Annotated in this window: 12 protein-coding genes and 3 tRNA genes; 5 read left to right on the forward strand and 10 right to left on the reverse strand. The window is 72.0% G+C overall.

From position 1 onward, the window contains the following. Window positions 1–606 precede the first annotated feature (606 nt). On the forward strand, window positions 607–1,467 hold the full coding sequence (locus tag ACFFRH_RS12355) for a universal stress protein (RefSeq protein WP_386156285.1): 861 nt from the start codon (window positions 607–609) through the stop codon (window positions 1,465–1,467). A gap of 136 nt (window positions 1,468–1,603) precedes the next feature. Here the strand turns inward: ACFFRH_RS12355 and ACFFRH_RS12360 are convergent, their stop codons facing one another. The 6 genes from ACFFRH_RS12360 to ACFFRH_RS12385 all read right to left on the reverse strand — a co-directional run bounded on the left by ACFFRH_RS12360 (window position 1,604) and on the right by ACFFRH_RS12385 (window position 3,000). Further along, a complete protein-coding gene (locus ACFFRH_RS12360) occupies window positions 1,604–1,687 on the reverse strand; it encodes a pentapeptide repeat-containing protein (protein WP_386156803.1) in 84 nt (27 codons plus the stop codon). Further along, the gene (locus ACFFRH_RS12365; RefSeq protein WP_386156287.1) at window positions 1,684–1,848 is read right to left on the reverse strand and encodes a hypothetical protein; all 165 of its coding nucleotides are present in this window, start codon (window positions 1,846–1,848) and stop codon (window positions 1,684–1,686) included. Before ACFFRH_RS12365 ends, ACFFRH_RS12360 begins: the two co-directional genes overlap by 4 nt. Before the next feature lie 55 nt (window positions 1,849–1,903). Then, a tRNA-Val gene (locus tag ACFFRH_RS12370) sits at window positions 1,904–1,978 on the reverse strand. A 17-nt stretch (window positions 1,979–1,995) separates the two neighbouring features. Continuing rightward, window positions 1,996–2,066, reverse strand: a tRNA-Cys gene (locus tag ACFFRH_RS12375). Window positions 2,067–2,091: 25 nt separating this feature from the next. After that, window positions 2,092–2,163, reverse strand: a tRNA-Gly gene (locus tag ACFFRH_RS12380). Between the two features lie 174 nt (window positions 2,164–2,337). Further along, window positions 2,338–3,000: an ACT domain-containing protein gene (locus ACFFRH_RS12385; RefSeq protein ID WP_386156289.1), complete on the reverse strand. Its 663-nt coding sequence runs from the start codon at window positions 2,998–3,000 to the stop codon at window positions 2,338–2,340. A gap of 91 nt (window positions 3,001–3,091) precedes the next feature. Between ACFFRH_RS12385 and dusB the strand changes: the two genes are divergently transcribed. The 4 genes from dusB to ACFFRH_RS12405 all read left to right on the forward strand — a co-directional run bounded on the left by dusB (window position 3,092) and on the right by ACFFRH_RS12405 (window position 8,814). Further along, on the forward strand, window positions 3,092–4,213 hold the full coding sequence (gene dusB / locus ACFFRH_RS12390; protein ID WP_386156291.1) for a tRNA dihydrouridine synthase DusB: 1,122 nt from the start codon (window positions 3,092–3,094) through the stop codon (window positions 4,211–4,213). 273 nt (window positions 4,214–4,486) lie between these two features. Further along, the gene (locus tag ACFFRH_RS12395; protein WP_386156293.1) at window positions 4,487–6,448 is read left to right on the forward strand and encodes a TRAP transporter permease; all 1,962 of its coding nucleotides are present in this window, start codon (window positions 4,487–4,489) and stop codon (window positions 6,446–6,448) included. Then, a complete protein-coding gene (locus ACFFRH_RS12400; RefSeq protein ID WP_386156295.1) occupies window positions 6,445–7,416 on the forward strand; it encodes a TAXI family TRAP transporter solute-binding subunit in 972 nt (323 codons plus the stop codon). Before ACFFRH_RS12395 ends, ACFFRH_RS12400 begins: the two co-directional genes overlap by 4 nt. Window positions 7,417–7,722: 306 nt before the next feature. Beyond that, entirely contained in the window at window positions 7,723–8,814 is a 1,092-nt protein-coding gene (locus ACFFRH_RS12405) for a sulfite oxidase (protein ID WP_386156297.1), read from the forward strand. Window positions 8,815–8,908: 94 nt separating this feature from the next. Here the strand turns inward: ACFFRH_RS12405 and ACFFRH_RS12410 are convergent, their stop codons facing one another. The 4 genes from ACFFRH_RS12410 to ACFFRH_RS12425 all read right to left on the reverse strand — a co-directional run bounded on the left by ACFFRH_RS12410 (window position 8,909) and on the right by ACFFRH_RS12425 (window position 14,328). After that, on the reverse strand, window positions 8,909–9,427 hold the full coding sequence (locus ACFFRH_RS12410; RefSeq protein WP_386156299.1) for a DUF2087 domain-containing protein: 519 nt from the start codon (window positions 9,425–9,427) through the stop codon (window positions 8,909–8,911). Window positions 9,428–9,497: 70 nt separating this feature from the next. Beyond that, window positions 9,498–11,990 carry a DEAD/DEAH box helicase gene (locus ACFFRH_RS12415; protein ID WP_386156301.1) on the reverse strand — a complete coding sequence of 831 codons (2,493 nt, stop codon included), beginning with the start codon at window positions 11,988–11,990 and terminating at the stop codon, window positions 9,498–9,500. 127 nt (window positions 11,991–12,117) lie between these two features. After that, the gene (locus ACFFRH_RS12420) at window positions 12,118–12,858 is read right to left on the reverse strand and encodes an SDR family oxidoreductase (RefSeq protein ID WP_386156303.1); all 741 of its coding nucleotides are present in this window, start codon (window positions 12,856–12,858) and stop codon (window positions 12,118–12,120) included. A 96-nt stretch (window positions 12,859–12,954) separates the two neighbouring features. Next, window positions 12,955–14,328, reverse strand: a complete 1,374-nt coding sequence (locus ACFFRH_RS12425; RefSeq protein WP_386156305.1) for an acyltransferase family protein — start codon at window positions 14,326–14,328, stop codon at window positions 12,955–12,957. Window positions 14,329–14,563 lie beyond the last annotated feature (235 nt).

Consider the following 14,563-nt stretch of genomic DNA (forward strand, 5'->3'; position numbering starts at 1 on the left):
CGCCGTCGCCCGCCCGCGCAGGGGCGGGCGACGACGCGTTTCCCTCTCCCGCGGATACCCGGTCGCGCGTCCTCGCGCGACCCGTCCGCACTCCGGAGGAACACCGTGCGAGCCGCCCGTGTCACCGTTTTAGACCAGCCGTTGCACCCGCGGAAGGTACCCGTCCCCGTCGCCCGACCCGGCCAGGTCCTCATCCGTGTCGAGGCCGGCGGCCTGTGCCGTACCGGCATCCGCACCGCCAGTGGCGACCGGCCGGTCAAGCCGGTCGTGCCCCTCCCCCCTCCGGCCACGAGGGAGTGAGCCGTGTCGAGCGGCTGGGCGCGAGGGTCACCGAGCGCGCCCTCGGCGAGCGCGTGGCCGTGCCCTGGCTGGGCTGACCTGCGGCACCTGCGAGTACCGCGTCAGCGGCCGGGCGCCCCTGTGCCTGACTCAGGGCACCGCTGGCATGCGCCTGGCCCAGGGCACCGCTGCGCATGCGCACACGCCGCCTGCTCCCCGGCCGTCGTGCGCGTGACGCCGGTGCCCCAAGGCCCCGGGAACTCGGGACCTATGGCTCTTCGGCAGCTCGCGGGCGTGGCGTGTGATGGAGGAAAACAAGGAGGAATCATGACTCACGTGATCGTCGTGGGGACCGACGGTTCGGCCGCCGGGACCGCCGCCGTGGAATGGGCCGCCGACGACGCCGCCCGCGCCGACCGGCCGCTGCGCATCGTCTACGCGGTCGATCGCTGGCCGTACCAGATCTCCAGGTTCCCCAACCCGGCCATGGGCGACGTGCTGGAGCGTGGCGCCCGGCGCGTGCTGGCCGAGGCGGAGGAGGTCGCGCGCAAGCGGCAGCCCGACATCGAGGTGACCACCGAGTCGATCGAGGGCACCGCGGTGTCGGTGCTGCGCGCCCAGGCCGAGCACGCCGACGAGCTTGTCGTCGGCGCCCGGGGGCTGGGCGGTTTCGCCGGAGCGGTCATGGGCTCGGTGAGCGCCCACGTCGCCGGGCACGCGCACGGCGCCGTGGTCGTCGTGCGGCCCGGGTGGCAGAGCGATCACGGTCAGATCGTCGTCGGCATCGACGACTCCCCGGCCTGCGAGCCGGCCCTCGCCTACGCCTTCGCGCAGGCCGCGCTGCGCGGCGCCACCCTGCGCGCCATCCACGCCTGGCAGGCCCCGGTGCACGTCTACGCGCCAGAGATCACCTACGATCTCGACGAGGTCGGCCAAGCCCACCAGCAGGCCGCCACCGACAGGCTGCGCGGCCGGCAGGAGCGCCACCCCCAGGTGAAGGTGGTCCAGGAGACCGTCTGCGCGCACCCGGTGGACGCCCTCACCCGCGCCTCGGCCGAGGCCGACCTGGTCGTGGTGGGCTCCCACGGCCGCGGTGCCGTCAGCTCGGCGATACTTGGCTCGGTGAGCCGGGCCGTGCTGCTGCACGCCGGCAGCGCCGTCGCCGTCGTCCGCTCCGCGGCCGATTGAGCGGCCCGCGTGAGCGGACCGGCCCGCGCCGGTCGAAAGGCCCGGCCCGCGATCGGCCGAGCGGTCCGGGCCGCTCTCCCGCCCGGTGACGCTGCCCGCCACGGAGCCGTACGTCAGGGAAGCCCCGTCTTCCGCATCACGGTGGACCGGGTGACAGCGCCAGCGCGCCGGTGAGGTCGGCCTGGTCGAGTGCGGCGTCGGTGAGGTCGGCTCCCGTCAGATCGGCTCCGCGACCGGGGCCGGGCGCGGGGCCGCTCGTGGCACGGCCGACGAGCCGCGCTCGCCGATCCCGAACACGTGACCGGCCGGCCCGCCGAGGACCGTGCGCACGGCCTCGTCCTCGGACTCCTGGCCGAACCTGTGCCCAGATCCTTTCGACACGCTTCCGTCCACCCCGGAAAACAGCAAACCCCAGGCCATTGACCTGGGGAAACTGTGGTGGACGATACAGGGATTGAACCTGTGACCCCTTCCGTGTCAGGGAAGTGCTCTCCCGCTGAGCTAATCGTCCGCATGGGGAAAGACCAGAGGTGGAGACGGGATTTGAACCCGTGTAGACGGCTTTGCAGGCCGTTGCCTCGCCTCTCGGCCACTCCACCGGAGTGAGAGCCCGAAGACCCTTCGAGCGGAAGACGGGATTCGAACCCGCGACCCTCACCTTGGCAAGGTGATGCTCTACCACTGAGCCACTTCCGCGTGTTTCCCCCGGGTTTCGTACCCGGTGGCGACGAGAGAACTCTAGCGGGTTTTCCCGGCGGTTGCGTAACCGCGCGTTCAGCCGCCGGACCCGTGGCCGTCGGGCGAACCCGCCCGCGGGAACGCGATCCCGCCCGCCCGGCACCCGTGCGGCGGGCCCGTCCGGGCGGTCGTTCAGCCGTCCTGCTCGGGCGGGCGGCGCAGCTGGCGGGCGACGACGCGCTCCACCGCGGGCAGGGTGAGGAAGATCTCCAGGATGCGGGTGAGGCGGTGCACCTCGATGCGGTGGAAGGCGGGGCCGTCGGCGCGGGCCAGCAGGAAGGTGAGGGCGAGCGGCGGCAGCGGGGCGGCGATCACGTGCAGGCCGGAGTCGAGGGTGAAGGCCGCCGGGCGGACGGGCGTCTCGTCGGGGAAGGGCACCTGCTCGGGGGCACGCCAGCTGGAGTGGACGATCGTACGAGGGCTCTTCTCGGTCGCCGCCGCCGCCCAGTCGGCGCTGAACAGCACCGGCATGGAGTCGATCAGGGTGGCGAGGGCGCGGTCGCCCGCGGTGGTGATGTATTTGAGGATCTCCAGCTCCGGGTAGGTCCCCGGCGCCTCGCGCGTGCTCCAGATGCCCTCGATCGTCACCCCCGGGACGCTCTCCAGCCCCTCGACCAGGCTCTCCCTGGGAGCGGAGTCGGGCCAGTAGACGGTGATGTCGTCCAGCGCCCGGCCCTCGCCGCGGTCGAGGACGACCACCTGGGTGATGTCCGCGCCCGCGACGCCGAGGACACGGGTCACCTTCCCCAGGGAACCCGGCTGGTCGGGCAGCGCGATCCGCAGTCGCAGCAGCATCCGGGGCCTCCCGTGTCACGTTGATCTACGCCAGGGACACCATACCCAGCGATGATTCGTCCTGCTCGTCGCAGTGCGGTAGAAAAGCCAGGTGGAGTCGTTGAAGCTGGGATCACTGGAGGTATGGCCGCCGGTCGTCCTCGCCCCGATGGCCGGGATCACCAACGCGCCGTTCCGCACCCTCTGCCGGGAGCAGGGCGGCGGGTTGTTCGTCTGCGAGATGATCACGACGCGGGCGCTGGTGGAGCGCAATCCCAAGACCTTCAAGATGATCCGCTTCGAGCCCGAGGAGAGCCCGCGCAGCATCCAGCTGTACGGGATCGACCCGGAGACCGTCGGCAGGGCCGTCCGCATGATCGCCGAGGAGGACCTGGCCGACCACGTCGACCTCAACTTCGGCTGCCCGGTGCCCAAGGTCACCCGCAAGGGCGGCGGCTCCGCGCTGCCGTACAAGCGGAACCTGTTCCGGGCGATCCTGCGCGAGGCCGTGCGCAACGCGGGGACGCTCCCGGTGACCGTGAAGATGCGCAAGGGCATCGACGACGACCACCTGACCTACCTGGACGCCGGGCGGATCGCCGTCGAGGAGGGCGTCTCCGCGATCGCGCTGCACGGCCGCACCGCGATCCAGCACTACGGCGGCACCGCCGACTGGGAGGCGATCGCGCGGCTCAAGGAGAGCGTGACGGAGATCCCGGTGCTGGGGAACGGCGACATCTGGAGCGCCGCCGACGCGCGCCGCATGATGGACGAGACCGGGTGCGACGGGGTCGTCGTGGGCCGGGGCTGCCTGGGGCGCCCGTGGCTGTTCGCGGACCTGGCCGCCATGTGCGAGGGCGGCGACGAGCGCAGCCGCCCCCTGCTGGGCGAGGTCGCCGCGACCATGGACCGGCACGCCACCCTGATGGCCGAGTGCTTCGAGAGCGAGCGGCACGCCGTGGTCGACTTCCGCAAGCACGTCGGCTGGTACCTCAAGGGCTTCACCGTCGGCGCCGAGCTCCGCCGCCGCCTGGCCACCGCGGAGAGCCTGGCCGGTCTGCGTGAGGGCCTCGCCGAGCTCGACGTCACCCAGCCGTGGCCCGACGGCGTCGACACCCCCCGGGGCAAGACCAACCCGCGCGACCGCGTCCACCTGCCCGCCGGGTGGCTGGACGACCCCTACGACCTCGCGGTTCCCAGCGCGGACGCCGAGAACGACACCTCGGGCGGCTGACGGCCCCGGCGGCCGGTGGTGCCGGGGCGGACCGACCGGGTCCTTGTCCCCCGGCGCTCGCTCCCGTCCGCCCCGGTTCCGATACCTCATTCCGGACATCTCGCTCTCTTCATGCCTCTTCATGCCTCTTCGTGTGTTCCGTACGGCCCGGTGTGGCCCGGTGCGGCCCGCACGGCAGGTGTGACGCGAATGTGACCGCGTCCTGACAGACGGGCGTCAGCGATCTATGTAATGTTCGGTCAAAGGTCGCGGCTCACACGTGGAGACGGCGGTTTGACAGGCACCACATCGGCGGGATCGGCGAGCGGCACGACGCCGGACGCCGCGTCGGCGGACGAGCTGATCGCGGAGTTCGACGCGGAGCGGCCCGCCCGGCGGCTGTCGGGCCGGGTGGCCGGGGCCGTCACGCTGGTCGCCCTCGGGCTGTCGCTGTACGTCCTGTACCGGGCCTTCCGGCCCGGCTCCGTGCTCCCGTACCGGATGGTCTTCCTCGCGGTCGTGCTGCCGCTCGTCTTCGTCTGCTACAAGCCGGGGCGGCGGGGCACCGACCGGCCGGGCGTCGTGGACTGGGCGCTGGCCCTGCTCGCGCTCGCCGCCTGCCTCTACCCGCTGGCGGTCTTCGACGACTTCATCCGGCGCGCCTTCGAGCCGACGCCCCTCGACGTGGCGGCCGGGGCGGTCATCGTGCTGCTGGTCCTGGAGGCCTGCCGCCGCACCGTCGGATGGATACTGCCCGCGGTCTGCGTCGGGTTCGCCCTCTACGCCTACTACGGCGGCTACCTGCCCTTCGACTGGGTCATCGGCCACCGCGGCTACGACATCGACCGGATCGTCGTCTCGTTCGTGATGGGCACCGACGGCGTGTACGGGGTGCCGCTCGACGTGGCGGCCACCTACATCATCCTGTTCACCGTCTACGGCGCGGTCCTCGACCACTCCGGGGCGGGGAGGTTCTTCGTCGACGTCTCCCTGGCCGCGTTCCGCCGCTCGCGCTCCGCGCCGGGCCGTACGGTCACCCTCGCCGGGTTCCTGCTCGGCACGGTGAGCGGCTCGGGCGTCGCGACGACGGTGAGCGTGGGCAGCGTCGCCTGGCCGATCCTGCGCAGGGCCGGATACCCGCCCGAGCAGGGCGGGGGAGTGCTCGCCGCGGCGGGCATCGGGGCGATCCTGTCGCCCCCCACACTCGGCGCGGCGGCGTTCATCATCGCCGAGTACATGCGGGTCGGCTACCTCACGGTGCTGCTCTACGCCACCATCCCCACGGTCCTGTACTACCTGGGCATCTTCCTCGCCATCGAGATCGACGCCCGCAAGTACGGGACGCGGGCCGTGGAGGTGGACGCGCCGAGGTTCTGGCCGCTGGTCAGGCGGTTCGGCTACCACTTCAGCTCGCTCTTCGTGATCGTCGTCCTGATGGCGCTGGGCCAGTCGCCGTTCCGCGCCGTGGTGTACGCCACGCTGCTGGCCGTCGCGCTCTCCTTCCTCGACAGGGAGCACGCCCTCACCCCGCGCAGGGCGGCGAGGGCCCTGGCCGCGGGGACGACCGGGGTGCTGCCGGTCGCGGCGACCTGCGCCGCCGCCGGGCTCATCGTCGCCGTCGTCACCCTCACCGGTCTCGGCCTCAAGGCGAGTTCGCTGATCGTCGGAGCCTCGGGCGGGATCCTCGCCGTCACCGCGCTGCTGTGCGCGGTCGCGGTGCTCGTGCTCGGCCTCGCCGTGCCGGTGACCGCGTCGTTCGTCATCGCGGCGGTGATCATCGGGCCCGCGCTGACGGACCTCGGCGTCAGCCAGGCCGAGGCGTACATGTTCATCTTCTACTACGCCGTGCTGTCGGAGGTGAGCCCGCCCACGGCGCTGTCGGCCTTCGCGGCGTCGGCCATCACGGGAGGCAACGCCTACCGGACCATGATGGCGACCTGGAAGTACACGCTGCCCGCGTTCCTGGTGCCGTTCGCCTTCGTGCTGACCCCCGGCGGGGCCGGGCTGCTGGCCCAGGGGCCGATCGGGGAGATCCTGGCGGCCACCGGGGTCTCGGCGCTCGCGGTCGCCGCGCTGGCCGCCGCCACCGGCGGGCGGCTGGTCGGCCCGGCCGGGCTCGTCGAGCGGGTGCTGTGCGCGGTGGCCGCGGTGCTGCTGCTGTTCCTGTCGCCGCTGCCCGCCCTCGTCGGGGCGGGTCTCCTGATAGTGGCCGTCTCCCTCCATCTGGTGATGCGCGAACGAGAGGTGGTTCGATGACCGTCAAACGCGTGGCCGTCCTGCTGGCGGCCGGGGTCCTGTTCCTCACCGGGTGCGGCGGAGACCGGTCGGCCGAGCGCGGCGAGGGCCAGAGCGCCGCCGCGGGCAAGCGGCTGTCGATCGCCACCGGTAACACCACCGGCGTCTACTACGTCCTCGGCGGGGGCCTGGCCGACCAGATCGGCAAGAACCTCCCCGGTTACCAGGCGACGGCCGAGGCGACCGGCGCCTCGGTGGAGAACATCCAGCGGGTCGTCAGGGGCGACTCCGACATCGCCTTCACCCTCGCCGACTCCGCCGCCGACGCCGTCGCGGGCAAGGGCGCCTTCACCGCGCCCCAGCCGATCCGCGCCCTCGCCCGCCTGTACGACAACTACACCCAGGTGGTCGCCACCGCGGGTTCGGGGGTGAGGTCCGTCGCCGACCTCAAGGGCAAGCGGGTCTCCACCGGCTCGCCCAACTCCGGCACCGAAGTGATCGCGCTGCGCCTGCTGAAGGCCGCCGGTCTCGACCCGGACAAGGACGTCACCCGCCAGTCGCTGGGCCTGCCCGAGAGCGTGCAGGCCGTCAAGGACGGCGACCTCGACGCCCTGGTCTGGTCGGGCGGCCTGCCCACGCCGGGCCTCACCGACCTGCTCACCTCGCTCAAGGACGAGGTCGCCTTCGTCCCGCTGGACGGGGTGCTGCCCGCGATGCGGGCCGAGCACGGCCCGGTCTACGCCGCGGGGACGATCGCGAAGGACGTCTACCAGACCCCGGCCGACGTGTCCACGATCTCGGTGCCCAACCTGCTCGTCGTGAACGAGAAGATGGACCCCGCGCTGGCCGGGAGCCTGACGAAGCTGCTCTTCGACCGCAAGGCGGACCTGGAGAAGGTCCACCCCGCGGCCAAGGACGTCACCCGTGACAACGCCCGGAAGACCGAGCCGGTGCCCCTGCACGACGGCGCGAGGAAGTACTACGGCTGAGCGGTGCGAAGAAGCACCACGGGCTGACCGGGGGTGCTCCACGGCCTCGCGCCCCGCCGGTCGCCGGGCCCCGGGGAGCCGGACCACTGGGAGTCGGAGTGCCGGGGGACGGACCGCCTGGAGTCGGACCGCCGGGGACGGCACGGCCGATCCGGGCGGCGGGCCTCGCGTGTCCCGGCGCGGCGTTCCGGACGTCGCACGCCGCGCCGCACGGTGTGCCGTACGCGGTGTCCGGGAGCTCCAGCTTCGCCCTCCGTCTCGGACGGGGGCCGTGTCGTGTCCCCCTCCCCGGGTATCCCGAAGCGTGTGAACACGTGGGACAAGAGAGATGACATGGTGGTCCACGGGACCGATCCGTACAACGCCGAGGCTCCGCCGGGTGCCCTGGCCGATCAGATCATCACCCCGCTCGACACCTTCTACAGCCGCAACCACGGGCCCGTCCCCGACCTGGATCCGGGGTCCTGGCGCCTCACCGTGGACGGCCTGGTCGAGCGTCCGCTGACGCTCTCCCTGGAGGACCTGCGCTCGGGGTTCCCCGAGCTCAGCCTGGTGGCGACCCTGCAGTGCGCGGGCAACCGCCGTGCCGGCCTGGTCGAGGTGCGCGACATTCCCGGTGAGGATCCCTGGGGGCCCGGCGCGACCTCCACCGCCCGCTGGAGCGGTGTCGGCCTGGCCGGGGTCCTCGCCCGCGCCGGGTTGCTCCCCGAGGCCGCGCACATCGCCTTCGCCGCCCCCGACGTCTCCCGGCTCGCCGACCCGGCCCAGCCCTACGGCGGCTCGATCCCGGTGGCCAAGGCCGTCGGCGGGGACGTCCTGCTGGCCTGGGCGATGAACGACCGGCCGCTGTCACCGCTCCACGGCGCCCCGCTCCGCGTCGTCGTCCCCGGCTGGATCGGCGCCCGCAGCGTGAAGTGGCTCCAGCGCGTCACCGCCCGGGAGGAACCGTCGGACAACTACTTCCAGGCCACCGCCTACCGCCTGCTGCCCCCCGAGGCCGACCCCGCCAAGGCGGGACCCGGTGACGGCATCTCCCTGGGACCCGTCGTCCTCAACACCGCGATCCTGAGCCCCGGCGACGGCGACCGCCTCCGGCCGGGGCTCACGCGGATCACCGGCTACGCCTACGCGGGGGACGGCCGCACCGTCGCCCGCGTCGACGTCTCCCTCGACGGGGGCGACAGCTGGATCCAGGCGGACCTCGGCGAGCAGGCGGGTCCCTGGGCGTGGCGGCACTGGCACACCACCGCCGAACTGGGGGAGGGCGAGACCGTGATCGCCGCCCGCGCCTGGGACAGCTGCGGGGCCACCCAGCCGGACTCGGCCCGGGACGTGTGGAATCCCAAGGGGTACGCCAACACCTCGTGGTCTCGCGTCCGCGTCACCTGCGCTCCCTGAGGTACGCCGACCGGGGAGAGACGCTCGCCGCGGTGTCCGGACGCCGTCAGCCCGCCTTCGGGCCGCGGTCTCCGGACGCCGTCCGCGCCCGCCCTCAGGCCTCGACGGAGCCGCCGCTGCGCCAGTAGACGTTGTTCTCCCTGCTGAGCATGCCCTCGTCGACCAGGTAGCGGCGCAGCGCCGCGTGGTCGTCGTGGAAGGCGCGCAGCGCGACGTTCACCTCCTTCTCGGAGTAGCGGACCCCCGGCTCGAAGACCTGGACCACGTAGTCGAGCACGACCAGCTGCTTGTCGCGCTTGGTGGGGATCGCCCGCAGCCGTCCCTCGACGAGGAAGGACTGCAGCACCCTCTCCTCGGGGGAGACCGGGGTGGCGGGCCTCGCCGTGGCGTGCAGCAGCTCACGGAAGCGCTCGCGCCGCACCCCCCACTCGCCGCTCTCCTCCCGTACGGCGAGCCCGCCGCGTTCCAGGCGGTCCAGCGCGCGCCTGACCGCCTCCCTGTCGAGGCCGGACTCCTCCTCGGGCTTGCCGCCCAGCACCAGGGCGGCCAGCACCTTCAACGTGTCTTCCTGGTACAGCAGGCCCAGCACCTGCCTGATCGCGTCGTCGCTCATCTCGCCATTCTTGCCGGTCCCGTCCGATATTTCCGCGCCAGAGGACGGCGGCTGTGGCGGCCCGGGGTCGTCAGAGGCGGTTCAGGCCGATGACGTGGACCACCGCGCGGCCCTCCTCGTCGGAGGCGGCGAGGTCGACCTGGGCGTCGATGCCCCAGTCGCCGTCGCCCGCCGGGTCGGAGACGACCTGGCGGACCCGCCAGAACTCCTTCTCCTCCTCGATGCGCAGCAGGCCGGGGCCCCGGGCGTCCGGGCCGGTGCCGATCTCCTCGTGGTCGTCGTAGTAGGCGTCGAGCGCGGCGCCCCAGTCGACGTCGGGGGCGAGCTGCTCCAGCTCCTGCTCGTTCTCCAGGGAGGCGAGCTCGATCAGGCGGAACATCGCGTTGCGGACCAGCACCCGGAACGCGCGGGTGTTGGCGGTGACCGGCTTGGTGCTCTCCTCCAGCGAGGGCGCCTCCAGCTCCCCGGTCGGGTTCTGCAGCTGCTCCCACTCGTCCAGGAGGCTGGAGTCGACCTGGCGGACCAGCTCGCCGAGCCACTCGATGAGGTCGACCAGGTCCTCGGTCTTGAGGTGCTCGGGGATGGTCCGCGACAGGGTGCGGTAGGCGTCGGCGAGATAGCGCAGCACGGTGCCCTCGGAGCGGGTCAGCTCGTAGAACTGCACGTAGTCGGCGAAGGTCATCGCCCGCTCGTACATGTCGCGGACGACGCTCTTGGGGCTGACCGTGTAGTCGCCCACCCAGGGGTGGCCGCGCCGGTAGGTCTCGTACGCGCCCAGCAGCATGTCGGCCATCGGCATCGGGTAGGTGACGTCGGCGAGGAGCTCCATCCGCTCCTCGTACTCGATGCCGTCGGCCTTCATCAGCGCCACAGCCTCGCCGCGCGCCTTGTTGAGCTGCGCCGACAGGATCTGGCGGGGGTCGTCGAGGATGGACTCGATGATCGAGACCATGTCCAGGGCGTAGTTGGGCGACTCCATGTCGAGGAGTTCGAGGGTGGCGAGCGCGAAGGTGGACAGCGCCTGGTTCAGCGCGAAGTCCTCCTGCAGGTCGACGGTGAGGCGGGCCATCCGGCCGTGCTCGTCGGGCTCGCTCAGCTTCTCCACCACGCCTCCGGCCAGCAGCGACCGGTAGATCGCGATGGCCTGGCCGATGTGCCGCCGCTGCCACTTGCGGTCCTCGTGGTTGTCGGTGAGCAGGTGGCGCATCGCCGCGTAGCAGTCGCCGGGACGGTTGATCACCGCGAGGAGCATGGCGTTGCTGACCTTGAACCGGGAGTTCAGCGGCTCCGGCTCGGCGGCCTGCAGCTTCTCGAAGGTCTCCTCGCTCCAGCCGACGAAGCCCTCCGGCGGCTTCTTGCGGGCGAAGCCGCGCCGCCGCTTGGGATCGTCGCCGATCTTGGCGAGGGCCTTCTCGTTCTCCACGACGTGGTCGGGGGCCTGGCAGACGACGTAGCCGATGGTGTCGAACCCGGCCCGGCCGGCCCGTCCGGCGATCTGGTGGAACTCGCGGGCGCGCAGCCGCCGCACCTTGTTGCCGTCGTACTTCGACAGCGCGGTGAACAGCACGGTCCTGATCGGGACGTTGACGCCGACGCCGAGCGTGTCGGTGCCGCAGATGACCTTCAGCAGGCCCGCCTGGGCGAGGCGCTCCACCAGGCGGCGGTACTTCGGGAGCATCCCGGCGTGGTGCACGCCGATGCCGTGCCGCACCAGGCGGGAGAGGGCCTTGCCGAACCGGGTGGTGAACCGGAAGTGGCCGATCATGGAGGCGATCGCCTCCTTCTCGGCCTTGGTCGACATGTTGATGCTCATCAGCGCCTGCGCCCGCTCCATGGCCGAGGCCTGGGTGAAGTGGACGACGTAGACGGGGTACTGGTTGGTGGTGAGCATCTCCTCCAGCGTCTCGTGGAGGGGAGTGAGCCGGTAGGAGTAGACCAGCGGGACCGGCCGCTCGGCGTTCTTCACCACCGCGGTGGGCCTGCCGGTGCGCCGGGTGAGGTCCTCCTCGAACCTGGTGACGTCTCCCAGGGTCGCCGACATCAGGATGAACTGGACGTTCGGCAGCTCCAGGAGCGGCACCTGCCAGGCCCAGCCGCGGTCGGGCTCGGAGTAGAAATGGAACTCGTCCATCACCACCTGGCCGATGTCGGCCGCGGCGCCGTCGCGCAGCGCGACGTTGGCGAGGATCTCCGCGGTGCAGCAGATGATCGGCGCCCCGGGGTTCACGCTCGCGTCGCCGGTCATCATCCCGACGTTCTCGGTGCCGAACACCGCGCACAGGTCGAAGAACTTCTCCGACACCAGAGCCTTGATAGGCGCGGTGTAGAAGGTGCGCACGTCCCTGGTGAGCGCGGTGAAATGGGCTCCGGCGGCGACGAGGCTCTTGCCCGAGCCGGTCGGGGTGGCCAGGATCAGGTTGTTTCCCGACACCACCTCGATGAGAGCCTCCTCCTGCGCCGGATAGAGGGTCAGTCCCCGCTCGGAGTTCCATTCGACGAAGGCGTCGAAGATGGCGTCGGGGTCGGCGTCGATCTCTTCTGGCAGGCGGTCTACGAGGCTCACGGTTCAATACTGCCGAAGAACTTGAGGTGGTCGGACCGGAGGCGGTCGTGGATCACCTTACATTGCAGGTAAAGTGCGTGACTTTGTGCAGTTATAGCTGCTTTTTTCGGCATAAATGCTGATCAAATCAGATGATGCCGCCGTTGACGCGAAGCACCTGCCCGTTGACCCAGCGGGCGGGGCCGGCGAGGAACGCCACGGCCTCGGCGATGTCCGAGGGCTGTCCCAGCCGTTCGAGCGGCGGCTGGGCGGCCATCCTGGCGACGGTCTCCTCGTCCTTGCCGTCCAGGAAGAGCGCGGTGGCGGTGGGCCCGGGGGCGACGGTGTTGACGGTGACGTCCCTGCCGCGCAGCTCGCGGGCGAGGATGAGCGTGAGGCCCTCGACGGCGCCCTTGGATGCCACGTAGGCGCCGTAGCCGGGAAGGGCGAGCCCGATGACCGAGGTCGAGAAGGTGATCAGGGCGCCGCCCCGGCGCAGCCTCCTGGCGGCCTGCTGGGCGACGGCGAAGGTGCCGCGTACGTTGACGCGCAGGATGCGGTCCAGTGCCTCGAAGTCGAGGTCGGCGACCGGGACGGGCGGGCCCATGATCCCGGCGGCGTGGACGACGACGTCCACGCCGCCGAAGGTCTCCTCGGCCGTGTCGAAGAGCGCGGAGACCGCGTCGGGGTCGCTGACGTCGGCCCGTACGGCGAGCCCCCTGCCTCCGGCCGCGGTGGCCTCCTTGGCCGCGGCCTGCCCCTCGGCCTCGTTGCTCGCGTAGTTGACCACGACGGCGTAGCCCTCGGTGGCGAGCCGCTCCACGACCTGGCGGCCGATGCCTCGGGAGCCTCCGGTGACGACGGCGACGCGGGCCGGTGCGGTGCTCATGATCGATACTCCCTCTTCGAGTTTGTGTACACTATGTACATATACACGTATATGAGCATGCTGTCCATATACGCCATGAAGGAAGCGGGCCACCCGTCACCGGGCGGACGAGACGCGGAGCCCCCCGGCGCGCTCGCCCGGCCGCGAGACGGGCATACCCGGCGAGCCCGGCGAGGTGCCGCGGGGGGAGCGGGAGGAGCGGGTGAGCGCCAGGCCCGCCGCGATCGCGCCCGCCCCGGCCAGGGGCGCGATCCCCGGGACGAAGCCGGTCACCGTGAGCGTGAGCAGGCCCAGTCCCACCAGCGCGGCGGCCACCAGGACCCTGACCGTCCCACCGGTGTACGGCCCGGACGCGGGGGGCGTCTCGAACCGGGCGAACCCCCGCAGCAGCGGCCACATCGCCAGGGCGAGCATGAGCAGCCAGTGCGGCCAGCCGGACAGCCAGGCCGGGGTGCCCGGCTCGGGGGTGGAGATGCCCAGGCCCACCACGACCACCGAGACGATGACGAACAGCGCGCTCATGTGCCACAGATAGAGGGTCATCATCCGGTCGCCGGCCCAGCCCAGCGCCCGCGAGACCCCCGGCCATTCCGCGAAGGAGACGATCCACCGGCGCAGCGCGAGCGCCAGCCCGATCTGGCCCACCCCGACCGCGAGCAGCGCGACCGTGGGCGGCGCCATGTTGGAGACGGCCCCCGGCATCCCGATCATGCTGAGCGGGTAGGGGCCGAAGGCCACCAGCGCCGCGCCCAGGCCGTACCCGCCCAGGGCGAGGACCCAGGGGCGGCCCAGCCTGCCGTCGGCGTACAGGAAGCCGAGCTGGTGCACCGCCAGCCAGACCAGCGCGATGTTGGGGAGACCGGCGACGTCGAGGCCGCTGGTGAAGCGCAGGACGTCCACCGCCACGGCCCCCGCGGCCAGCGCGGCGGGCACCCGCCAGCCGTACACCATGTTGAGCCTGAGCATCGGGGTGGTCGCCGCCACCGCGACGAGATAGATCGCCAGGAACCAGAGCAGCTGCCCGGCCAGCCGCGAGGCGGTCAGGACCGGCTGCTCCGGCACCCCGAGCGCGAGGAGCAGGTGGGGGAGGGGCAGCCACACCGCCGCCAGCGGGACGACCGGCCAGGCCAGGCGGCGCAGGCGCGCGGCGAGCCACGCGGGAGTCGCGTCACCGCGCCGGGCCGCGTTCCGCCGGCTGATCGCGTTGGCCGCGCCGCCCGCGAAGAACACCAGCGGCATCACCTGGCTGATCCACGTGATCATCCATGCGTTCCCCGTGGCCAGCGCGTTGCCGGTGGAGATCCGCCCGTCGGCGAAGGAGAGCAGCGGGATGCTCCAGTGCTGGAGCACCACCAGGACCATGCCGAACACCCGGAGCACGTCGATGAACGGGTCACGCCCGGCGGGCGCCGGTGCCGTGCGCGCCGTGCGGCGGGCGGGAGTCGTCGTCAAGAGGTCTGTCGGGGGCACCGTCGGAGGCACTGTCGGGAGCACTGCCGGCCGCACTGCCGGGCCGGGGATCACGGCGGTCAAGGGGAGCTCGATTCTCCGGGAGGGGACGAGAAGATCTCAGGGATCGCGAGGGAAAGACGAAGGGATCGCGATGGAAGAAGCCTCCCGCCGGGAGCCCGGCGGCACAGTGACGCGCGCAGCAGTCTTCTCGCCCGATCCCCCCACCAACCCGGGTAGTGCTGGCCCCACCCCC

This window comes from Streptosporangium vulgare, from assembly GCF_042428775.1.
In the GTDB taxonomy this organism is placed as follows: Bacteria; Actinomycetota; Actinomycetes; order Streptosporangiales; family Streptosporangiaceae; genus Streptosporangium; species Streptosporangium vulgare.

Bases quoted from the DNA above. Each gene is read 5' to 3' on its own strand.
- ACFFRH_RS12355 (WP_386156285.1), top strand. From the start codon at position 607: ATGACTCACGTGATCGTCGTGGGGACCGACGGTTCGGCCGCCGGGACC.
- ACFFRH_RS12385 (WP_386156289.1), bottom strand. From the start codon at position 3,000: ATGCTGCTGCGACTGCGGATCGCGCTGCCCGACCAGCCGGGTTCCCTG.
- ACFFRH_RS12400 (WP_386156295.1), top strand. From the start codon at position 6,445: ATGACCGTCAAACGCGTGGCCGTCCTGCTGGCGGCCGGGGTCCTGTTC.
- ACFFRH_RS12410 (WP_386156299.1), bottom strand. From the start codon at position 9,427: ATGAGCGACGACGCGATCAGGCAGGTGCTGGGCCTGCTGTACCAGGAA.
- ACFFRH_RS12420 (WP_386156303.1), bottom strand. From the start codon at position 12,858: ATGAGCACCGCACCGGCCCGCGTCGCCGTCGTCACCGGAGGCTCCCGA.